Origin of the sequence: Bacillus sp. SG-1 (genome assembly GCF_000181495.1) — a bacterium.
GTDB lineage: Bacteria > Bacillota > Bacilli > Bacillales > Bacillaceae_B > Rossellomorea.
In genome coordinates, this window is the sequence record NZ_ABCF01000033.1 from 1 (window position 1) to 20,330 (window position 20,330).

The 20,330-nt window shown below is 41.3% G+C and carries 24 protein-coding genes, 1 pseudogene and 1 riboswitch; all 25 genes and pseudogenes read left to right on the top strand.

Going from position 1 to position 20,330, the window contains the following annotated elements:
• Positions 1-744, top strand: a 744-nt coding sequence (gene codY, locus BSG1_RS12810; protein ID WP_006837490.1) for a GTP-sensing pleiotropic transcriptional regulator CodY, incomplete at its 5' end; no start/stop codon positions are given.
• Positions 745-889: 145 nt separating this feature from the next.
• Positions 890-2,100, top strand: a pseudogene (locus tag BSG1_RS12815) (ISL3 family transposase).
• A gap of 167 nt (positions 2,101-2,267) precedes the next feature.
• A riboswitch (cyclic di-GMP riboswitch) is annotated at positions 2,268-2,362 on the top strand.
• 433 nt (positions 2,363-2,795) lie between these two features.
• Positions 2,796-3,185, top strand: coding sequence for a flagellar basal body rod protein FlgB (flgB, locus tag BSG1_RS12820; RefSeq protein ID WP_006837493.1), 390 nt, complete (start codon positions 2,796-2,798; stop codon positions 3,183-3,185).
• Between the two features lie 2 nt (positions 3,186-3,187).
• Positions 3,188-3,649, top strand: a complete 462-nt coding sequence (flgC, locus tag BSG1_RS12825) for a flagellar basal body rod protein FlgC (protein ID WP_006837494.1) — start codon at positions 3,188-3,190, stop codon at positions 3,647-3,649.
• Positions 3,650-3,660: 11 nt separating this feature from the next.
• On the top strand, positions 3,661-3,966 hold the full coding sequence (gene fliE / locus BSG1_RS12830) for a flagellar hook-basal body complex protein FliE (protein ID WP_006837495.1): 306 nt from the start codon (positions 3,661-3,663) through the stop codon (positions 3,964-3,966).
• Between the two features lie 53 nt (positions 3,967-4,019).
• Positions 4,020-5,606 carry a flagellar basal-body MS-ring/collar protein FliF gene (fliF, locus tag BSG1_RS12835; protein WP_044022864.1) on the top strand — a complete coding sequence of 529 codons (1,587 nt, stop codon included), beginning with the start codon at positions 4,020-4,022 and terminating at the stop codon, positions 5,604-5,606.
• An 11-nt stretch (positions 5,607-5,617) separates the two neighbouring features.
• Complete coding sequence (fliG, locus tag BSG1_RS12840) at positions 5,618-6,634, top strand: flagellar motor switch protein FliG (protein WP_006837497.1); 1,017 nt, start codon at positions 5,618-5,620, stop codon at positions 6,632-6,634.
• Complete coding sequence (gene fliH / locus BSG1_RS12845; protein WP_006837498.1) at positions 6,627-7,406, top strand: flagellar assembly protein FliH; 780 nt, start codon at positions 6,627-6,629, stop codon at positions 7,404-7,406. The genes fliG and fliH overlap by 8 nt, the downstream gene beginning before the upstream one ends.
• Positions 7,403-8,725, top strand: coding sequence for a flagellar protein export ATPase FliI (gene fliI / locus BSG1_RS12850; protein ID WP_006837499.1), 1,323 nt, complete (start codon positions 7,403-7,405; stop codon positions 8,723-8,725). The genes fliH and fliI overlap by 4 nt, the downstream gene beginning before the upstream one ends.
• Positions 8,722-9,165, top strand: coding sequence for a flagellar export protein FliJ (gene fliJ / locus BSG1_RS12855; RefSeq protein ID WP_006837500.1), 444 nt, complete (start codon positions 8,722-8,724; stop codon positions 9,163-9,165). The genes fliI and fliJ overlap by 4 nt, the downstream gene beginning before the upstream one ends.
• A gap of 8 nt (positions 9,166-9,173) precedes the next feature.
• Positions 9,174-9,779 (top strand): MotE family protein, encoded by a 606-nt coding sequence (locus BSG1_RS12860; RefSeq protein ID WP_006837501.1) that lies wholly within the window; start codon positions 9,174-9,176, stop codon positions 9,777-9,779.
• Positions 9,780-9,807: 28 nt separating this feature from the next.
• The gene (locus tag BSG1_RS19860) at positions 9,808-11,133 is read left to right on the top strand and encodes a flagellar hook-length control protein FliK (RefSeq protein WP_052302391.1); all 1,326 of its coding nucleotides are present in this window, start codon (positions 9,808-9,810) and stop codon (positions 11,131-11,133) included.
• 9 nt (positions 11,134-11,142) lie between these two features.
• Entirely contained in the window at positions 11,143-11,778 is a 636-nt protein-coding gene (gene flgD, locus BSG1_RS12870) for a flagellar hook assembly protein FlgD (RefSeq protein ID WP_006837503.1), read from the top strand.
• Positions 11,779-11,794: 16 nt separating this feature from the next.
• Positions 11,795-12,190, top strand: coding sequence for a TIGR02530 family flagellar biosynthesis protein (locus tag BSG1_RS12875; RefSeq protein ID WP_006837504.1), 396 nt, complete (start codon positions 11,795-11,797; stop codon positions 12,188-12,190).
• Between the two features lie 71 nt (positions 12,191-12,261).
• Positions 12,262-13,464: a flagellar basal-body rod protein FlgF gene (gene flgF / locus BSG1_RS12880; protein ID WP_044022865.1), complete on the top strand. Its 1,203-nt coding sequence runs from the start codon at positions 12,262-12,264 to the stop codon at positions 13,462-13,464.
• 59 nt (positions 13,465-13,523) lie between these two features.
• Positions 13,524-13,745, top strand: coding sequence for a flagellar FlbD family protein (locus tag BSG1_RS12885; RefSeq protein WP_044022866.1), 222 nt, complete (start codon positions 13,524-13,526; stop codon positions 13,743-13,745).
• On the top strand, positions 13,735-14,157 hold the full coding sequence (gene fliL, locus BSG1_RS12890; RefSeq protein ID WP_006837507.1) for a flagellar basal body-associated protein FliL: 423 nt from the start codon (positions 13,735-13,737) through the stop codon (positions 14,155-14,157). The genes BSG1_RS12885 and fliL overlap by 11 nt, the downstream gene beginning before the upstream one ends.
• Before the next feature lie 31 nt (positions 14,158-14,188).
• Complete coding sequence (fliM, locus tag BSG1_RS12895) at positions 14,189-15,187, top strand: flagellar motor switch protein FliM (RefSeq protein WP_006837508.1); 999 nt, start codon at positions 14,189-14,191, stop codon at positions 15,185-15,187.
• The gene (gene fliY / locus BSG1_RS12900; RefSeq protein WP_006837509.1) at positions 15,177-16,382 is read left to right on the top strand and encodes a flagellar motor switch phosphatase FliY; all 1,206 of its coding nucleotides are present in this window, start codon (positions 15,177-15,179) and stop codon (positions 16,380-16,382) included. The genes fliM and fliY overlap by 11 nt, the downstream gene beginning before the upstream one ends.
• Positions 16,383-16,400: 18 nt before the next feature.
• Complete coding sequence (locus BSG1_RS12905; protein ID WP_006837510.1) at positions 16,401-16,763, top strand: response regulator; 363 nt, start codon at positions 16,401-16,403, stop codon at positions 16,761-16,763.
• A gap of 83 nt (positions 16,764-16,846) precedes the next feature.
• Entirely contained in the window at positions 16,847-17,512 is a 666-nt protein-coding gene (gene fliO, locus BSG1_RS12910) for a flagellar biosynthetic protein FliO (RefSeq protein WP_052302392.1), read from the top strand.
• Positions 17,505-18,170 (top strand): flagellar type III secretion system pore protein FliP, encoded by a 666-nt coding sequence (gene fliP / locus BSG1_RS12915; protein ID WP_006837512.1) that lies wholly within the window; start codon positions 17,505-17,507, stop codon positions 18,168-18,170. The genes fliO and fliP overlap by 8 nt, the downstream gene beginning before the upstream one ends.
• A gap of 13 nt (positions 18,171-18,183) precedes the next feature.
• Complete coding sequence (gene fliQ / locus BSG1_RS12920) at positions 18,184-18,453, top strand: flagellar biosynthesis protein FliQ (RefSeq protein ID WP_006837513.1); 270 nt, start codon at positions 18,184-18,186, stop codon at positions 18,451-18,453.
• A 4-nt stretch (positions 18,454-18,457) separates the two neighbouring features.
• Entirely contained in the window at positions 18,458-19,234 is a 777-nt protein-coding gene (gene fliR / locus BSG1_RS12925; protein ID WP_006837514.1) for a flagellar biosynthetic protein FliR, read from the top strand.
• Between the two features lies 1 nt (position 19,235).
• The gene (flhB, locus tag BSG1_RS12930; protein ID WP_006837515.1) at positions 19,236-20,318 is read left to right on the top strand and encodes a flagellar biosynthesis protein FlhB; all 1,083 of its coding nucleotides are present in this window, start codon (positions 19,236-19,238) and stop codon (positions 20,316-20,318) included.
• The last annotated feature ends 12 nt before the right edge of the window (positions 20,319-20,330 follow it).

The following is a 20,330-nucleotide window of genomic DNA, read 5'->3' on the forward strand; positions in this document are numbered from 1 at the left end:
ATGCTTCAAAAAGCAGCAGGAAAACCGGTTAATTTTAAAGAAATGGCAGAAACATTAAGCTCTGTCATCATTGCAAATGTATTTGTGGTCAGCCGCCGCGGGAAACTACTTGGATTCGCTGTGAATCAAAAAATTGAGAATGAGCGAATGGAAAAAATGCTGGAAGACCGTCAATTCCCTGAAGAATATACAAACAGCCTGTTCAACATCCAGGAGACTTCTTCCAACTTGGATATTGACAGCCAATACACGGCATTTCCTGTAGAAAACAGAGAATTGTTCAAAAATGGCCTTACGACTATTGTACCGATCATCGGTGGTGGAGAGCGCCTTGGAACGCTGATTCTTGCACGTCTCGAAGACAGCTTCGATGATGATGACCTTATCCTTGGTGAGTATGGAGCTACCGTTGTCGGAATGGAAATTCTCCGTGAGAAATCAGAAGAGATTGAAGTTGAAGCACGCAGTAAAGCGGTTGTTCAAATGGCTATCAGCTCTCTTTCTTACAGTGAACTTGAAGCGATTGAACATATTTTCGAAGAGCTGGATGGAAATGAAGGCCTGCTTGTAGCTTCTAAAATCGCTGACAGAGTGGGAATCACAAGATCAGTAATTGTTAATGCACTTCGCAAACTTGAAAGTGCCGGAGTCATTGAATCTCGTTCATTAGGGATGAAGGGTACTTACATTAAGGTTCTGAATAATAAGTTCCTGGTTGAACTGGATAAATTGAAAACTAACTAAAGAAACTAACCGCTAGTCCATAAGGATTGGCGGTTTTTTTATTTTTGGAGAAATTAGGATTTATGGCAAAAAAATACACGCAAGCTCCTATATCTTTTACACTTGAGTTGACTAGAAACAAGCAAAAGATAGGAGTTGCGTGTAAATGCATTTTAACATGGTTTTACCTGGATTAGAAGGGGTTAGGATTTCAAAAGCTGAGGAAGTGGGGGAGGCTTTCCATCTCCATATTGAATTGCCAAAAAGAAAGCATAAGTGTCCATCCTGTAAAAACTGGACCTGCAGGGTCCACGACTATCGGCTTCAAAAGATTCAACACCTTAAGCTTTTTGAACGGACATCTTATTTGTTCTACCGCAAACGTAGGTACAACTGTCCTTGTGGTAAACGTTTTGCGGAAGACAATACGTTTGTTCAACGTTATCAAAGACATACCATTGAGTGGAATCAAGCCTTAGGTCTTCGAGTGATCCAGGGAAAGAACTTTAAAGATACAGCGCGCCAGTTCCGCACTTCTCAAGCTACAGTCATACGACGTTTTGATCAAATTTCTGCCTCCCGTCTAAAAGAGGTTGAAAAGCTCCCGTCTGTCATCGCTATTGATGAGTATAAAGGGGATACAAATGAGGGGAAATATCAGCTCATTATTGCGGATGGGAAGACCAGAGAGCCTTTGGACATTCTCCCTAACCGCTCAGTCACAACTATAAAGAACTACCTGCGTGAAAAAGGTTCAAACGTGAAAGTAGTCGTCATGGATATGAGTCACGCTTTTAAATCTGCGGTAAGAAAAGCTCTGGGAACTCCTGTTATTGTGGCCGATAGATTTCACTTTTCCCGTTATATACATTGGGCTCTAGAACGTGTAAGAAGACGAGTGCAAAATGATTTTCATGCCTATGACCGTAAAAAGTGAGAATGAAACACATTTTCCACAAGCCTTATGAACAGCTAAAGGATAGGCAACTCTGGTACCTAGAACGATACCTTGGACTTTCTGAAGAGCTGCGTACAGCGTATGCGTTGAAGGAGGCTTACAGATTGTGGTTTGAAGAAGGGAAAAAGCTTGGACCTTCAGCACCCGAAAAGGTTAAAGAGGGTTTGTATAATTTTTACCGTAAGGTCGAAAACGGAGGGTTAAAGGAATTTCAACAAGCTATCCAGACCCTGAAAAACTGGCAAATAGAAATTTTAAACAGCTTTGCCTTCGGTTATAATAACGGTTTTATCGAGGGATTGAATAACCAAACTAAAGTAATAAAAAGGAATGCGTTTGGTTTTAGACGTTATGATCGCTTTAGACTTCGAGTGTTATTGCATCATCAATACAAGTTAAAGGGAATTCATGTTGGTTAAGGAGTAGGAGCAAGCATTCCTACCCCAACATTTGACGTAGAACCTTTATTGAAGAGATTACTTTATAAAAAGGTATAAAGACCTAAGGTGAATACGTTAGAAAGGGTTGTTTTTACTTTCATACATAGTAAAATAAGATTACAGATAATTTCCGACAATTTTCTCATTGTTATAGAAGGCAAACTCATCTGAAAAGGGAGGACGCAAAGCCACGGGCCTACATGCAAAATATTATTTGTATATTGGCAGCCGGGTTACCTGTAGGAGAAAGTGCGCACTTTTTTAGCGGTCTCTTTTGGGATCGCTATATTTATAGGGATTATAAAGGTTTATTTTCCCAATCACTGAAAAGATTCCCTAAGGATTTTTGAGTAGAAAGTTGTTATAGTGTTGTAATGCATTCGTAATAATATTGAAAATTCTTTACTTGAAAAGCAAGTATGAAATTAATGGGAAAAATACAGTAGTAAAGACTAGTCCTTAAAGAAGATTCCTTAACGACTAACACTCATATACAGATATATTAGTGGAATCACGCAAAAAGTCCTCATAAAAAATGATTAAGAAGTAGGAAAAAAAATAACTCAATATTCATAGACACCTATTTGGCTTACTATTACAATAGGTAGTAAGATTCCGTAAAAAATGACATCTTTCCTTAATCTGTGACAAAAAAATGGTTAGAGGTGTAAAAAATGAGCTTGTTTTCCAGTACCATTCAATCTCTTGAAAATGGTTTGAATTATTCTTCTGCCAAGCAGAAGGTGATCTCTCAAAATATAGCAAATGTAGATACCCCAAATTACAAAGCAAAATCTATCAGTTTTAAAGATCAGTTGAATGAATCGATTTCAACCTTTGAAGCGAAAAGAACAAATCCCCGCCATTTTGAGTTTTCAGGACGGGGAGCAAATGGATATTACATTAAAAGCCAACCATTCCAATATAATCACAATGGCAATGGAGTCGATATTGATAAGGAAATGTCAGATTTGGCATCCAATCAAATCTACTTCAACGCCCTAACAGACCGACTAAATGGGAAGTTCAATTCTTTGCAATCCGTTATCAGGGGAGGTAAATGACCATGTCAATTTTTCATAGCATGAATACATCAGCTTCGGCCCTGTCAGCCCAAAGGCTTAGAATGGATGTTATCTCTTCGAATATGGCAAATGCAGATACAACGCGAGGCAAATTAGTAGATGGCGAGTGGCAGCCTTATCGAAGAAAATCGGTTGTCTTTCAACCGAATGGCGGGCAGTTTTCTTCATTCTTAAACAAAGCCATGAATACTAAAGATTCAGGCTCTCTTGGAAATGGAGTCAAAGTGTCAGAGATTAAAGAAGATGAAGAAACACCGTTCAATCTTGTTTATGATCCTGAGCACCCCGATGCAAACCAGGACGGTTATGTACAGATGCCGAATGTCGACCCGCTCCGTGAGATGATTGACTTAATTTCCGCCACGAGGTCTTATGAGGCAAATGTGACAGTCTTTAATGCTAATAAATCGATGATGATGAAATCACTTGAGATCGGTAAATAAGGAGGATACCCATGCCTGTACATAATATATATTCTGCGACAGATAACAGATTAAGTCCGTCGTTGGAAAATAAATTTAAAAATCCAGTCCAAAATCAACAGAATTTTGCTGATTTCCTAAAAAAATCAATCGAAGAAGTCAGTGCAAGCCAGAAAGAATCGGACATGATGACGGAAAAACTGGTCCGCGGTGAAAATGTCGATCTGCATCAGGTAATGATTGCTTCTCAAAAAGCCAGCATTACTCTTCAGACAACTATGGAAGTCCGCAATAAGGTAATTGAAGCGTATCAAGAAGTCATGAGAATGCCGATGTAACTATAACGGTTATTGTTGCCGCGTAAACTAGACAGAGTAACCGGGGGATTATGATGAATGAAACTGTTAACAAATATAAAGAACAATTGAATACTTTCTGGTCAGCACGTACCAAAAAACAAAAGGGTATGTATGGAGTGGCTGCTTTAGTGATTATCCTTGCTATCGCCGTTACGGGATTTCTTTCAACAAGGACGAATCTAGTACCGCTCTACAGCAATCTGGCCCCCTCGGAAACAGGTAGTATCAAAGAAAACCTAGATGGAAGAGGTATTGTGTCGGAAATCACTGACGGCGGTTCGACGATCATGGTCCCAAGTGAAATGGTTGACACATTAAAAGTTGAGCTTGCTGCTGAAGGAATACCGAATTCAGGAAGCATCGACTATTCCTTTTTCAGCCAAAATGCTGGTTTCGGAATGACGGATAATGAGTTTAACGTCATGAAACTTGATGCGATGCAAACGGAACTTGCAAACCTGATGAAAGGGATCGAAGGAGTCCAAGATGCAAACGTGATGATCACCCTTCCTGAAAAAGGGGTATTCATCAGTGATGCAGTTGAACAAGCATCGGCGTCTATCGTGCTGAATACAAAACCAGGGTTCAACTTTGACCAAAAACAGATTAAATCCTTATACCACCTGGTTTCTAAGAGTGTTCCAGACCTTCCTACAGATAATATCGTCATCATGAACCAACTTTTTGAGTATTTTGAGATGGAAAATGAAAATTCTTCCTTCGGAGGAACCGTCGTCCAGCAAATGGACATAAAAGACAGGGTTGAAAAGGACATTCAAAAGCAGGTTCAAAGTATGCTGGGCACGCTAATCGGTTTCAATAAAGTCGTCGTTTCTGTTACTACCGATATAGACTTTACCCAAGAAAACAGAGAAGTAAACGAGGTTACACCAGTTGATGCGGAAAATATGGAAGGAATCGCTGTAAGTGTTCAAAGGATCACTGAAACATTCACTGGAAACGGACAAACAGCAGGAGGTGTTCCTGCCGCAGAAGATGCCGGTGATGGACTAGGGACCTATGTGGAAGGCGAGAATTCCAATGGTGACTACGAGAGAATGGAAGAGACGATTAATAACGAGGTTAATAGAATTAGGAGAGAGATAGTAGAAAGTCCATATAAAATCAGGGATATCGGCATCCAAGTGATGGTCGAGCCGCCGGATCCTGAGGATCCTAATTCGTTTCCTCAAGACAGGCAGGAAGATATCTCTCAAATACTATCAACTATTATAAGAACTTCGATTGACAAAGAAGCTGGTACAGAGCTGACACCAGAAGCAATCGAAGACAAAATTGTTGTATCTGTTCAGCCGTTTAACGGAAAGATGGAATTTGAGCAGGAAACGCCATCTGCACTACCCTGGTGGACATATGTTGTAGGAGGCATCTTGCTGGCTGTCATCATACTGTTGATTTTCTTGATGGTTAGAAGAAACAAAACCGTTGTTGAAGAAGAAGTTGTTTATGAGGAACGTCAGCAGCCGGTCAATATACCTGATATTGATACGGAAAAGGAGACCGAAAGTTCCGTCAGACGTAAACAACTGGAGAAAATGGCCAGGGAAAAACCTGAAGAGTTTGCAAAATTATTACGATCTTGGCTGGCTGATGAATAGGAGGAAACATAATGGCGAAACAACGTGAAAAAGAATTAACGGGGAAGCAAAAAGCTGCCGTACTCCTTATCTCGCTTGGTCCAGATGTATCAGCCTCGATTTATAAGCACCTGTCAGAAGAAGAAATTGAGAAATTGACACTGGAGATCTCAGGGGTCAAAAAGGTTGAGTCAGAAGCAAAAGAAGATGTTCTGGAGGAATTCCATAATATTGCCCTTGCCCAGGATTATATTACGCAGGGCGGCATTGGCTATGCCAAAACAGTCTTGGAAAAAGCGCTGGGCAATGAGCAGGCTTCAGCTATTATTAACAGGCTGACATCTTCGCTTCAAGTAAAGCCTTTTGACTTTGCCAGAAGAGCTGATGCCTCGCAAATACTAAACTTTATTCAAAATGAGCATCCTCAAACGATCGCGTTGATCCTATCTTATTTAAATCCGCAGCAGGCCGGCCAGATTCTTTCTGAGCTATCGCAGGAAGTGCAGGCGGATATTGCCAGGAGGATCGCACAGATGGATGGAACTTCACCGGAGGTTATCAGTGAAGTGGAAGCAATCCTGGAAAGAAAGCTGTCCACAACAGTGACCCAGGATTACTCCCAGACAGGCGGAATTGAAGCTGTTGTAGAAGTTTTAAATGGAGTTGACCGTTCTACTGAAAGAACAATCCTGGATGCCTTGGAAATACAGGATCCTGAACTTGCTGAAGAGATCAAGAAAAGGATGTTCGTATTCGAAGATATCGTCACATTAGATAACCGTTCCATTCAAAGGGTCATCCGTGACAGCGAAAATGAAGATCTGCTTTTATCGCTTAAAGTTTCAAGCGAGGAAGTCAAAGATATTGTATTTAAGAACATGTCTACAAGAATGGTAGAAACCATGAAGGAAGAGATGGAATTTATGGGACCTGTCAGGCTTCGGGATGTTGAAGAAGCACAATCCAGAATTGTCAGCGTCATAAGAAGGCTGGAAGATGCAGGTGAAATCATCATCGCCCGAGGCGGAGGAGACGATATCATTGTCTAAAGTTATCAAAAACACCCAAGCTCCGAGTGCTTATCTTCGGCAAGCTAAAGTGATATCCCTAAGAAATATATCCGGCCAGAGTTCCGAATCAAGTGAAGAGACACCTCAAGAGAACTACCAAATTAAGCTTGAGAGGGATAAGGTTTTACAAGATGCCCGGGAAGAAGCGTCACAATTGCTGGAGACTGCCAGAGCTGAAGCAAGCAGGCTGGAAGAAGAAGTTTCTTCTCTAATAGCAGGTTGGGAACAGGAGAAAGAAGTTCTTCAACAGGAAGCCTATCAACAAGCATACCTAAAGGGTTTGGAAGAAGGCAGGGAAAAAGGGATAGGGGAATATAGGCAGTATATTGACCAGGCAGTTGAGGTCATTTCCAAGGCGAAAGCCGATTATCATCTGCACGTTGAAAAGGCGGAAAGTGTCATCTTGGAACTGGGGATGAAAACAGCTGAAAAAATCATCGGTCGTACTTTGGATGAAAACCCCTCCGCTTTTCTGGATATCATCAAACGGGGGATTAAAGAGGTTAGAGAATTGCCGGAAGTACAAATTCACATCCATCCTTCAAACTACACTCTGCTGAGTGAAAATCAGGAAGAACTGGAATCCATGCTTCCTGTTCTTCGAAAACTATTAATCTATCCTGATGATGATCTCAACAGGGGTGAAAGTTTTATTGAAACAGGTGAAGGAAGAGTAATTGTCAGTGTAGACAGCCAGCTAAGGGAAATTAAACAAAAATTGGTCGAAATTTTAGAGGGTGAAGATGCATGAAAGCCTGTGAACTAATAGATTATATTCCTTCCTTACAATCCTTTAAGAAGTTTGGAAAAGTGAAAAGGGTTGTCGGCCTCATGATTGAATCACAGGGTCCTAAAAGCTCGATTGGGGATATGTGCTTCATTCATCTTTCTGAAACACGAAGAAAAATCAGGGCAGAAGTAGTGGGTTTCAAAGAAGAGACCGTCATTCTTATGCCGTATTCCAATATTAATGAAATTTCTCCTGGGAGCCTTGTGGAAGCTACATCCAAGCCTCTTACGATTAAAGTGGGGCATTCACTAATCGGGAAGGTGGTAGATTCACTTGGGAATCCGCTTGATGGGGAATCGCTTCCGAAAGGCTTAACACCAGCATTTACCGAACAGGATCCGCCAAGCCCTCTTACAAGACCGCCGATCAATGAAAAGATAGAGGTAGGAGTAAGGGCCATCGATAGTATGCTTACAGTCGGAAAGGGCCAGAGGGTGGGGATATTTGCAGGAAGCGGGGTTGGAAAAAGCACCCTTCTGGGAATGATCGCAAGGAATACCACGGCAGATTTGAATGTGATTGCTCTAATAGGGGAGCGTGGACGCGAGGTACGTGAATTCATCGAAAGAGATTTAGGAGAAGAAGGATTAAAGAAGTCGATAGTAGTAGCAGCCACTTCCGACCAGCCTGCCCTGATGAGGATTAAAGGAGCATTCACAGCGACCGCCATTGCGGAATATTTCCGTGATAAAGGGATGAATGTCATGCTGATGATGGATTCGGTAACCAGGGTTGCCATGGCCCAGCGGGAAATCGGCCTTGCCGTTGGCGAGCCTCCTGCAACAAAAGGATACACACCCTCCGTTTTCGCAATTTTACCAAAGCTGCTTGAACGTACAGGCACGAACGAGCACGGCACAATCACTGCTTTTTATACCGTGCTGGTTGATGGGGATGATATGAATGAGCCAATTGCTGATACTACTAGAGGGATTTTGGATGGACATATCGTCCTCGATCGAAATATAGCCAATAAGGGACAGTTCCCAGCTATCAATGTTCTCAGGAGTGTCAGCAGGCTGATGAATCACTTAGCATCACCTGATCACTTGAGGGCTGCTGAAAAAATCAGGGAACTGATGAGCACTTATAGTAATTCAGAAGACCTGATAAACATCGGCGCCTACAAAAAAGGCACTTCACAGGAAATCGACCAGGCTATCACTTACCAGCCAAAAATCCTTTCATTCCTGAAACAGGGGACAGGTGAAAGGGTAACGCTGGAAGAAAGTGTTCGCGATATTATCAATCTGGCAGAAAAAGGAGAGTGGAGGGGATGACTTATACGTTTAAGTTTGAAAAAATCCTGACTCTCAAAGAAAGAGAAAAAGAGGAAATTAGAGAATCTTACCGGGATTCGGTCGAGAAGTTCGAGAAAATTGCGGAGAAACTTTATGAATTATTAAAGAAGAAAGAGGACCTGCAAAGCTACCAGTCAGAGAGGATGCTCAACGGTTTGTCCGTGCAGGAAATCAGGCATAATCAACACTTCATAGCAAACATCGAAAAGACCATCGACTATTATCAAGGGCTGGTTATTCAAGCCAGGAACAGGATGAACTGGTACGAAGAAAAGCTCTCTGAAATGAATATTGAAGTGAAAAAGTATGAAAAAATCAGAGAAAACGATTTTAACAAGTATAAAGAGCTGATGCATTCATCCGAAAACAAGATACTCGATGAAATGGCTGTCATGCAATACGCGAATAAAAGAAATTAGGTGAGCACATGGGGAAAAAAGGAGAAAAGGAAAAAAACGAAAAATCGACCAGCCGCTTTCAGTGGGTTCTTTTTGCGGGGATCATCCCTCTTCTGTTCGCCGTGGTAATTGCCTTGCTTGTGATGACGGTAGCAGGTGTAAACATTTTTGAAAAAGCAAAAGAAGCAGGCGGGAAGATTCCTGTCATTTCTTCTGTGATTCCAACCGATGCCAAAGAAGAAGCAGCCAAGCTGGAAGAAAGAGTGCTTTCTCTTCAAACAGAACTAGAGAATAAAGATTCCGAGATCACCAGTCTCCAGGGCAAGCTCAATTCTCAGGAGCAAGAGAAAGAGCGTTTGTTGGCAGAGCAAGAACAACTTCAAGCACAAATAGAGGAATTGCAGCAGATTCAGCAGGAAAACAAACGGGCATTTAAAGAAATGATATCCACCTTTGAAACCATGTCTGCTAAAAGTGCAGCACCTGTCCTTCTTAATATGGAAAATGCTGAAGCAGTGAAAATACTGTCCAGCATAAAGCCAGATACACTTGCGAAAATCCTGGAAAAAATGCCTCCGGAAGATGCGGCGAGATATACTGAATTGCTCTCAGCTAAAGTAGATCAGGATTCATAAAATTCTATACTTGAAGGGAGGTGAAATAATGAACGTTGGGGCAATGCTTTCCATGCAAAACGTTGGACAGCTTTCCGGAAAAGGGGTGCTGCAGAAGCCTCAAGTCGGAGAAGGAGCTACGCTTTTTAGCAGTATTCTTCAACAAGCAGGTCAAACGGAAGAAACGATTGGAAAATTGGAAGTTGAAATGATTCAGTTGTTGAAAATCCTTAATGCTCCTCAAACAGAGGAGCCGCCGGGAGTTAACGTCAACGAAACGTCTGATATTAATATGAATGATATTTTGTTAGAAGCCGGTCTCACTCAAGAAGACTTTATTTCCGCTCTAGTATCGGTTAAAGATGAAATTGAAAAACAAGTTCCACATTTAAAAGAAATGCTCGCCCAATTGGAAGAGGGTAACAAGGAAGAAATTTTATTTGAACTGATTGAAATCATTAGTGTGCTGCCTGCTGATAACCTAAAAAAACTGGGTTCTCCATCTATGGAAGTCCTAATGAAAACTTCAAAAGCATTCCAGCATGCTTTCAGGCAGATAGATCTTAATTTTCAGCAAACCGAAAAAGCGGATGCATTACAGCAGAACTTGAAGGTTATTGCGCAGAAAGTTGAACAGCTATTGAGCAGTGAGAGCTTAAGAAATGGGAAATGGACAGGGATTCTGGAAAAGGTTTTTCATGAAAATATCAATTCGAAACAATCCAGCACTATTCCAAACACTAGTGTGATTAACAAAAGTGCTATAACTCTGCCAACTCTGGCTGCTGCGGTAATCAAGACACCTCATGTCATTACAGGAGAACAACCAACGGAACTTGAAGGTGAACAGACTGCAAAGATTATTGCACCAACATCGCTCTCAGCCTTTGCGAATCAACAGCAAATGACACGGGTAGAACAATTCTCACTCTTTGTAAATAAAGGCCATCAAGGGACAACCTACGAACAATTTGTTAAAGAATTTGCAAATATTATTGGAAAATCACAGATGGTGCAAACTCCTAACATGAGTAAACTGCTTATTAAACTTTACCCAGAACAGCTTGGTTCGATAAGGATAGAGTTATTGCAGCAGGATGGGATTATGACAGCGAAGATTCTGGCGAGTACCAAAGCGGCAAAGGATATATTAGACTCCCAATTGACAGGATTAAGGCAAGCCTTGAACAGCCAGAACCTGCAAGTGGAGAAGATAGAAATTGCCCAGACATTCACAGAATCACAAAAGCAGGAACGACAGTCAGCCCAGCAGCATAATGGACAGCAGCAAAAGGAGCAATCCGATCAAGAGTCAAACAACAAAGAAGAGCCGGAAACAACCTTTAAGGAATTATTAATGAACAGTGAAGTATAGGTGATGATAATGTCAAATACGATTAACTCAAACTTGCTGTTATCTTCTCTGCAGCAAAAGCAAAGAGAAGGCGGTAAGGACGTACTGGGAAAAGACGACTTCATGAAAATCCTTATGACCCAGCTGCAAAACCAGGATCCGCTCAATCCAATGCAGGATAAAGATTTTATAGCCCAAATGGCAACTTTCTCTACATTGGAACAAATCACAAATTTAAGCAAATCCATGGAGACCTTTATCGAAGCACAGGGACAGAACAACCTGATTGCCTACAACCAGTTCGTTGGAAAAGAAATCACGTGGCATAAGCTTGAAGAGTCGAGTGAGGGAAGGACTGAAATCAAAGAAGGAAAAGGAATTGTCTCCTCTGTAAGATTTCAGGATAATGAAGTTCAATTCATAATGGAAAATGGAACAATTTTGGCACCGGGCAATGTCTCTCAGGTGAATCATAGCGATCATTCATATGGAGGTAACTCATTGGTAAATGCAAGCAGCCTGATTGGAAGGACCGTGTACTGGAAAAATGAAGGCGAAGAATTACATAGCGCCGTTACTTCAGTCTCCAAGAAAGACGGCAGCTTATGGTTCCATCTGGAAAACGGCGACAAAATTAAAGAAGACAGTATTATGAAAATCGAATAATAAAGGGTGAGGTTGAATGCAAAGAAACTTTATCAATCGTTTGCCATCTCAACCAATTACGTCACAAATTCCTACAAAGGGCATTCAGAAAAAGTCTCTGAATACAAAATCTTTTGCTGAAACCTTAAAAGAAACAGTCAATGAAAAAGTTGGCTCCATTACGATCAGCAAACATGCTGACTCGCGTCTCAAGCAGAGAGGAATAGAAATTCCTGCAGAAACGTGGAGAGAAGTTGAAAGTAAGGTTGCGCAAGCCAAGTTGAAAGGTGTAAAAGAATCGCTTGTTCTATTGGACAATGCGGCGTTGATTGTAAGTGCAAAAAATTCAACAGTAATAACAGCCATGGACAGAAGAGAAGCGGGCTCGCAGATTTTCACAAATATTGATGGAACGATAATCATAGATAAATAGGCTGGACCTTATAAGGAAGCCTGCCATTGCTGACTGACAGACGCAGTGGAATATGAAAGGGGAAAATAAACATGTTACGCTCTATGTACTCAGGAATCAGCGGAATGAAAAACTTCCAAACTAAACTCGATGTAATTGGTAATAATATCGCAAACGTAAATACGTATGGATTTAAAAAAGGCCGTGTAACATTCAAGGATACAATGAACCAGACGATTTCAGGTGCTTCAGCTGCACAGGAAGCCCGCGGGGGAAGAAATCCGATGCAGGTCGGCCTTGGTTCCACACTTTCAACAATTGATACGATCCACACACAATCAAGCTTGCAGTCCACTGGCCGCCCGCTTGACCTGGCAATCAATGGAGATGGCTACTTTGTTGTCAAACAAGGCGATGCTCAATTCTACTCAAGAGCCGGAAACTTTTACTTGGATGATAACGGGACACTTGTTAATGGAGATGGAATGAAAGTGCAGTCCTATGAGAATGGGGTGTTACAAGATATCAAAGTCAATGTTAATGCCCAGCTTCCTGCCAAAATCACTGAATCGATCAGCATGTTTGGCAATCTATCCAATGATGCTGTAGGAAACGAGCCTTTCGTCCAGCAAATTAATGTTGTCACGAATGATGGAAAGCAGATTACTTTGGATATGAAGCTGACTCCACAGGGAACGCCTTCCACAAAGTGGGGAATGGAGTTTATTAACCAGAATGGTGATACACCTTTAAATTCTGCGGCATATGTCCTTGATTTCGGTAACCCTGTAGATCCTGCAGCAAATCCACCGAATGTAGATCTTCCATACACAGATTCAAATGGAATTACTCAAAATTTGAATGTAACAATGGATTACACTCAGTTGACTAACCTTGGCGGAGACCTTTCCGCAGCCGCTGACCCAGACGGCAACACTGCCGGTTCACTTGAGAGCTTCAATATAGGCTCAATGGGAGAAATAAACGGTGTGTACTCAAACGGGGAAATCACAACAATTGGTTATCTGGCGTTGGCGAAATTCAGCAATCCATCCGGACTGACAAAAGCCGGAGGTAATTCATTCCAGCAATCTGTTAACTCAGGTACACCAAATGTCAATGTAGCGGGTGAAGGAAGGGGAACGATTGTCTCAGGTTCACTTGAGATGTCCAACGTCGACCTATCAGAAGAGTTTACTGAAATGATCTCTGCACAACGTGGATTCCAGGCAAATACCCGTATTATCACTACTTCAGATGAAATCCTTCAAGAGCTTGTGAACTTGAAACGATAATAGATTGCAAGGGAGGGACAGGACTGGGTTGTCTTCATCAATCTAGTCCTGAATATATCTTGATACAACTTACAAAATTAAATGGAAAATCTTTTTCGCTGAATTGTTTGTACATAGAAAGTGCTGAAGCCTTTCCGGACACAACCATCACTCTTACCAATGGAAAAAAGATTGTGGTGAGGGAATCAGTGAAAGAGGTGGAAGATAAAACGGTTTCGTTCTATAGAAAGATAAATGTAATGGGACTCAGAAATACAGCGGGGGTACAAGATGAAAAATAAATTGCTTACTATATCGCTCATTTTGTTGGTAACAATTACATTGGTTGGCGTACTGGCCCTCATTGTCGTGCTGAAGTTCAATGAAGAAGAGGTAAAGGAACCCAGTATCGATGAAGTGATTGAAGCGTCGGTGGATGTTCCGGAAATTACGACAAATCTACTCAGCGGAGATTATATCCGAATTTCCTTTAAAGTCCAGACGGACAGTAAGAAGGCGAAGGAAGAGCTCGAGAAGAGAGATTTTCAGGTCAAAAACATAATCATAGAAGAGCTTTCAGAAATGAAGTCAGATCAATTGCAAGGTAAAGAAGGAAAACAGGAGCTTGAAACTACCATTAAGGACAAAGCCAACAGCCTGATGCAAGAGGGAAAGGTTGAAAAGGTATACATCACCTCTTACATGATTCAATAACAATACTTCTAATAGAAACGGGGGTGAGGAAATGTCCAGTGAGGTACTCTCGCAAAATGAAATAGATGCATTATTATCAGCACTGTCAACTGGTGAAATGAGTGCAGATGATTTTAAAAAAGAAGAAGAAGAGAAAAAAGTAAAAGTTTATGATTTTAAGAGGGCCCTGAGGTTTTCCAAAGATCAAATCAGAAGTTTGACAAGAATTCATGAAAACTTCGCGAGGATATTGACAACCTATTTTTCTGCACAGCTAAGGACGTATGTTCAAATAACAGTTGTCTCTGCCGACCAAGTCCCATTTGAGGAGTTTGTGAGGTCGGTTCCTAAAATGACGATATTGAATATCTTTGACGTTCCCCCCCTGGATGGTCATATATTGATGGAGGTCAATCCTAATATTGGGTATGCCATGATGGATCGTGTAATGGGTGGAAAAGGAACCGGGATAAACAAGATTGAGAATTTGACAGAGATTGAAACGAAAATCATGTCAAACCTATTTGAAAGAGCATTCGATAACTTACGGGATGCATGGAGCAATATTGCGGAAATTGATCCAATGCTTTCTGAGTTTGAAGTGAATCCGCAATTCCTGCAAATGGTATCACCAAATGAAACGGTTGTTGTAATATCAATGAATACAACAATAGGCGAAACAAGCGGCATGATAAATATAATTATCCCGCATGTCGTTTTAGAGCCGATAATTCCTAAGTTGTCTGTCAGCTATTGGATGCAGACCAAGAATAAGGATATAGATCCTCAGGAAACAGAAATGCTTGAGAAACGCATTAAAACAGCACAGGTACCGATAGTGGCTGAATTAGGGGATTCTGATATCACAATTGATGATTTTCTCATGCTGGACATTGGGGATGTTATACAACTAAACAAACGTATAGATGCCCCTTTAACGATAAAAGTAGGAGAGATACCTAAATTCACTGCCCAGCCAGGAGAATTGAATAAAAGACTTGCGGTACAAATTTTGGATTCTTTGAAGGGGGGAGAAGAAGATGATGAGTGATGATATGTTGTCACAAGATGAAATAGATGCCCTGTTAAGAGGCACAGCCAGCGATGAGAAAGAGCCAGCTTCTTCTCAAAACTTAAATGTGGAAGAATATCTCAGTGATTTCGAGCAGGACACACTTGGTGAAATCGGAAATATTTCATTTGGCAGCTCTGCAACGGCCCTTTCCACACTGCTGAACCAAAAGGTGGAGATTACGACACCTAAAGTTTCCATCCAGGAAAGAAGCAGAATCGAAGAAGATTTTCCGCATCCATATGTAGCAATACAAGTTCAGTATACAGAAGGTTTCTCTGGTGCCAATCTTTTGGTGATCAAGCAGGATGATGCAGCAATTATTGCGGATCTCATGCTTGGCGGCGACGGCTTGAATCCTTCAGGAGACCTTGGGGAAATCCAAGTAAGTGCTGTACAGGAAGCGATGAATCAGATGATGGGATCGGCAGCAACATCAATGTCGACTGTATTCAGTAAAAAGGTTGATATCTCTCCTCCGCGGGTGGATATGTTGTATCTTCCTGAAGGAGAAGGGGCAGATGCCATTCCGCATGATGATCTGCTGACAAAAATATCATTTTCATTAAAAGTGGGAAATCTGATAGATTCCAACATCATGCAGCTGCTGCCCCTGGGCTTTGCTAAGCAACTGGTTGATGAATTGACAAATAATAATGATGCATCTTCGACAAATTCCGATATAATGGAACAAGGTGCTTCACATCAGGAGCTTGAACCAGTACAGCGGGTTTCCCCGGTACAGCCATCCTATTCACAGCAAGACACATATAGAGACAACACGGCTCAGCATGTACCGCAAGAGAAAACACAGTCGCAGCACTTTGGGAATAATAAGAATGTTGAACAGCCTGTACAAGTTCAACCAGCTTCTTTTACAAACTTTGAACAGCCGTCCATGTCCAAACCTGAAAGTAAAAACCTGGACATGCTCCTGGACATTCCGCTGAATGTGACGGTTGAATTAGGGCGGACTAATCGTTCTGTTAAAGATATCCTGGAGTTATCTTCCGGATCAATCATTGAGCTGGACAAACTCGCCGGTGAACCTGTCGATGTCCTCGTGAACAGCAGGTTGATCGCCAAAGGTGAAGTTGTTGTCATCGATGAAAACTTCGGTGTAAGAATTACAGACATTGTCAGTCAATCAGACAGGTTAAAAAAATTAAAGTAATAAATGGAGGAAAAGATGATGGCAAATAAAATATTAATTGTTGACGATGCAGCATTTATGAGAATGATGATTAAGGACATCCTTACTAAAAACGGGTTTGAGGTTGTTGGAGAAGCAGCTGATGGCAATCAGGCAGTAGAGAAATACAAAGAATTGAGTCCTGACCTTGTCACGATGGATATTACAATGCCAGAAAAAGATGGTATTGCCGCTCTAAAAGAAATTAAGAGTCTTGATGCAAATGCAAAAATCATTATGTGTTCGGCAATGGGCCAGCAAGCGATGGTTATTGATGCAATCCAGGCTGGTGCCAAAGATTTCATTGTAAAACCGTTTCAGGCCGACCGTGTTATTGAAGCAATCCAGAAAGCATTAAGCTAAGCTTACCTTTTTTATCATAGTAAGTAGGCAGAATGTGCATTAAGCTACAGAAAAGCGAGAGAATCTAGGAGAAGGTGCTTTTTTTGATAAATGTAATTAGGAAGCTTTTTTTCATTATCGCTTGTTCAGCTGCTCTGCATATGACTGGAGGCATACCAGCATATGCAGAGTTTGATGGATCAGTTAAAGACTACTGGGAGCAGCCCCAGGAGCGTAATGAAGAAAACACCCCTGCAGCAGAGAATGAAACTAGTGTGACGGAACCCCCCGCAGGCGTATCGGCTTTGGATTATTTGAAAATGGTTTTTGCTCTTGTGTTTGTAATCGCATTAATATACTTCTTATTAAAATTCATTAATCAAAAGAGCAAAACATTTCAACAGACAAAACTGATTCATAATCTGGGAGGAACACCCCTGGGTGGGAATCGTTCCGTTCAATTGGTGAAAGTAGGAGAAAGGATCCTGATTCTCGGGGTCGGAGAAGACATTCAGTTGCTTAAGGAAATAGACGGAAAAGAAGAAAAAGAGGACATCCTCGCCATTTATGAGGAGAAATCTCAAGTTCTGCATGGGCAAAAGGACATACTGACACAATGGATTGGGAAGAAAACGGGGTCTATGCCGCAAAAGACAGAGGATGGCCAATCGTTTCAATCTTTGCTGAAATCCCAAATTGAGGATATAAGGAAAGGCAGAAAGAAAATGCTTAACGATCTAAACAACAGGGAGAAAGATAAAGATGAATGAATTCATGGAATTTTTCAATTCGAGTTCTCCTGATTCTGTTGCCACATCAGTAAAGCTCCTCCTTCTATTTACTGTACTGTCCATTGCTCCTGGTATTTTAATATTAATGACGTCCTTTACAAGGATAGTCATTGTGCTCTCGTTTGTCCGGACCTCGCTGGCAACTCAGCAGATGCCGCCGAATCAGGTGTTGGTCGGTTTGTCATTGTTTTTAACTTTTTTTATCATGGCACCGACATTCCAGGAGGTCAACGAGACCGCCCTGACACCTTTATTCAATGAAGAAATCAATTTGGAACAGGCCTACGAAAATGCTGCAGGTCCATTCAAAGATTTCATGAGTAAACATACAAGACAGAAAGATTTGGAATTATTCCTGAATTATTCAGGGGCAGAGCGCCCTGAATCAATAGACGATATTCCTTTGACAGCACTCGTGCCAGCTTTTGCACTGAGCGAAATCAAGACCGCGTTTCAAATCGGATTTATGATCTTTATCCCTTTTCTTGTCATTGATATGGTGGTTGCCAGTATTCTAATGTCTATGGGGATGATGATGCTGCCTCCGGTCATGATCTCATTGCCGTTTAAGATTCTTTTGTTTGTGCTTGTCGACGGCTGGTACCTTGTCGTTAAATCTCTGCTCCAAAGCTTTTAAGTAGGTGAAAAACATGAATGCTGAATCGGTTATCGCATTAGCGGAACGAGGAGTTTATACAACATTAGTCATTTGCGGTCCCTTGCTTCTTTTAGCCCTGGTAGTTGGACTGGCTGTCAGTATTTTTCAGGCCACGACCCAAATTCAGGAACAGACATTGGCTTTTATACCGAAGATTGTCGCAGTCCTTGTGGGCGTCGTTTTTTTTGGTCCGTGGATGCTGACTAAGCTTGTCACGTACGCATCTGATATCTTTTCAAATCTTAACAGGTTTGTAGGATAAAAGGATGGAAGAGTTAATTCCGAACCTTTCAATTTTTTTATTAGTTTTCATGAGGGTGTCTGCATTTTTTGTAACCCTTCCTTTATTCTCATACAGATCAATCCCTGCACAACACCGTGTAGGGTTTGCGGGTGTTATTGCCTGGATCATGTACTATACGATAGATGCATCTCCTATGCCCATCGATGCCGCTTATATATTATTGATAATGAAAGAAGCCATGATAGGATTGCTGATTGGATTTACCGCTTATATGATCATTTCGGCGATTCAGGTTGCCGGCAGTTTCATAGATTTTCAAATGGGCTTTGCGATTGCTAATGTCATCGATCCTCAAACAGGAGCCCAATCTCCGCTTGTAGGTCAATACTTATACACGTTTGCCCTGCTCTTGTTATTGGCATTGGACGGACATCACCTCCTTCTCGATGGGGTGTTCTACAGTTATCAGTTCATTCCTGTCGATCAGCCATGGATTCCCTTTGGAAATGAAAATCTCGTTGAATATATTGTGAAAACCTTTAATTCCGTCTTTATTATCGCTTTCCAAATGTCCATTCCGGTTGTAGCAACACTGTTTCTAGTGGACGTTGCTTTGGGGATTGTAGCCAGGACCGTTCCTCAGCTGAATGTATTTGTAGTCGGTTTTCCAATTAAGATTGCTGTAAGTTTCCTGGTCCTGTTCATTGTTCTCGGGGCGATGATGACCGTTATGCAGCAAATGTTTGAATTGATGATGTATACAATGAGAGATTTAATGAAAATTATCGGAGGCGCTTAATGTGAATTTGCTTTCCCTTGATCTGCAGTTTTTTGCAGGTGAAAAATCTGAAAAAGCCACACCGAAAAAACGACAAGATTCAAGGAAGAAAGGGCAAACAGCCAAGAGTCAGGATGTCAATACAGCTATCATTTTGCTTGCTGTATTTTTATTTTTGACTTTTAGTGCTTCTTATATTGGGGATGTCATATTCGATTTATTCCGCATCTCTTTTCAGGATTACATGATGATGGATTTGACTCAGGATTCATTCATGCTGATTGTGATGGAGGTTCTTCAGCAAGTTGCTATATTACTGGGCCCCATTATGCTTGTCGCTTTGCTGGCAGGCTTATTCTCCAATTATATTCAAGTGGGCGTAATGTTCACAGCTGAACCTTTACAGCCCAAGCTCGAGAAAATTGACCCAATCAAAGGAGCAAAACGGATATTCTCTTTAAGAGCGATCGTAGAATTGTTGAAATCGATATTGAAAATCGGATTTGTCGGTGCTATCACCTTTGTCATTTTGTGGATGAATATTGACGAAGTACTCGGGTTATCTTTCAAGAGCGCTTATGACTCTTTGGCTGCGATGGCATCCTTGACTGTCCAAATGGGAATTGCCGCTTCATTGGCATTGTTGTTTTTATCCGTTTTTGACTATCTATATCAGAAATATGATTTTGAAAAAAATATCCGGATGTCAAAACAAGACATCAAAGATGAACACAAGAACGCAGAGGGAGATCCTCTGATCAAATCAAAAATAAAGCAAAGGCAGAGGGAAATGGCCATGCGGAGAATGATGCAGGAAGTGCCTGAAGCAGATGTCGTCATTACCAACCCAACTCACTATGCAATTGCCTTGAAGTATGACGAAAATAAGTCAGATGCTCCTTATGTTATTGCCAAAGGAGTAGATTACATGGCGCAGAAAATCAAATATATTGCCGGTGAACATGATATTATCATGGTTGAAAACAGGCCATTGGCAAGATCTTTATATGATAGTGCCGAAATCGGTGATACCATACCAGAAGAATTCTTCAAAGCAGTCGCAGAAATTCTGGCTTACGTTTATCGAATGAAAAATCAGCTGTAACAGCTAAAGTTA

Coding starts and splice junctions, on each gene's coding strand:
- flgB (WP_006837493.1), top strand. CDS start 2,796: ATGAGCTTGTTTTCCAGTACCATTCAATCTCTTGAAAATGGTTTGAAT.
- flgC (WP_006837494.1), top strand. CDS start 3,188: ATGTCAATTTTTCATAGCATGAATACATCAGCTTCGGCCCTGTCAGCC.
- fliE (WP_006837495.1), top strand. CDS start 3,661: ATGCCTGTACATAATATATATTCTGCGACAGATAACAGATTAAGTCCG.
- fliF (WP_044022864.1), top strand. CDS start 4,020: ATGAATGAAACTGTTAACAAATATAAAGAACAATTGAATACTTTCTGG.
- fliG (WP_006837497.1), top strand. CDS start 5,618: ATGGCGAAACAACGTGAAAAAGAATTAACGGGGAAGCAAAAAGCTGCC.
- fliI (WP_006837499.1), top strand. CDS start 7,403: ATGAAAGCCTGTGAACTAATAGATTATATTCCTTCCTTACAATCCTTT.
- fliJ (WP_006837500.1), top strand. CDS start 8,722: ATGACTTATACGTTTAAGTTTGAAAAAATCCTGACTCTCAAAGAAAGA.
- BSG1_RS12860 (WP_006837501.1), top strand. CDS start 9,174: ATGGGGAAAAAAGGAGAAAAGGAAAAAAACGAAAAATCGACCAGCCGC.
- BSG1_RS19860 (WP_052302391.1), top strand. CDS start 9,808: ATGAACGTTGGGGCAATGCTTTCCATGCAAAACGTTGGACAGCTTTCC.
- flgD (WP_006837503.1), top strand. CDS start 11,143: ATGTCAAATACGATTAACTCAAACTTGCTGTTATCTTCTCTGCAGCAA.
- BSG1_RS12875 (WP_006837504.1), top strand. CDS start 11,795: ATGCAAAGAAACTTTATCAATCGTTTGCCATCTCAACCAATTACGTCA.
- flgF (WP_044022865.1), top strand. CDS start 12,262: ATGTTACGCTCTATGTACTCAGGAATCAGCGGAATGAAAAACTTCCAA.
- fliL (WP_006837507.1), top strand. CDS start 13,735: ATGAAAAATAAATTGCTTACTATATCGCTCATTTTGTTGGTAACAATT.
- fliM (WP_006837508.1), top strand. CDS start 14,189: ATGTCCAGTGAGGTACTCTCGCAAAATGAAATAGATGCATTATTATCA.
- fliY (WP_006837509.1), top strand. CDS start 15,177: ATGATGAGTGATGATATGTTGTCACAAGATGAAATAGATGCCCTGTTA.
- BSG1_RS12905 (WP_006837510.1), top strand. CDS start 16,401: ATGGCAAATAAAATATTAATTGTTGACGATGCAGCATTTATGAGAATG.
- fliP (WP_006837512.1), top strand. CDS start 17,505: ATGAATGAATTCATGGAATTTTTCAATTCGAGTTCTCCTGATTCTGTT.
- fliQ (WP_006837513.1), top strand. CDS start 18,184: ATGAATGCTGAATCGGTTATCGCATTAGCGGAACGAGGAGTTTATACA.
- fliR (WP_006837514.1), top strand. CDS start 18,458: ATGGAAGAGTTAATTCCGAACCTTTCAATTTTTTTATTAGTTTTCATG.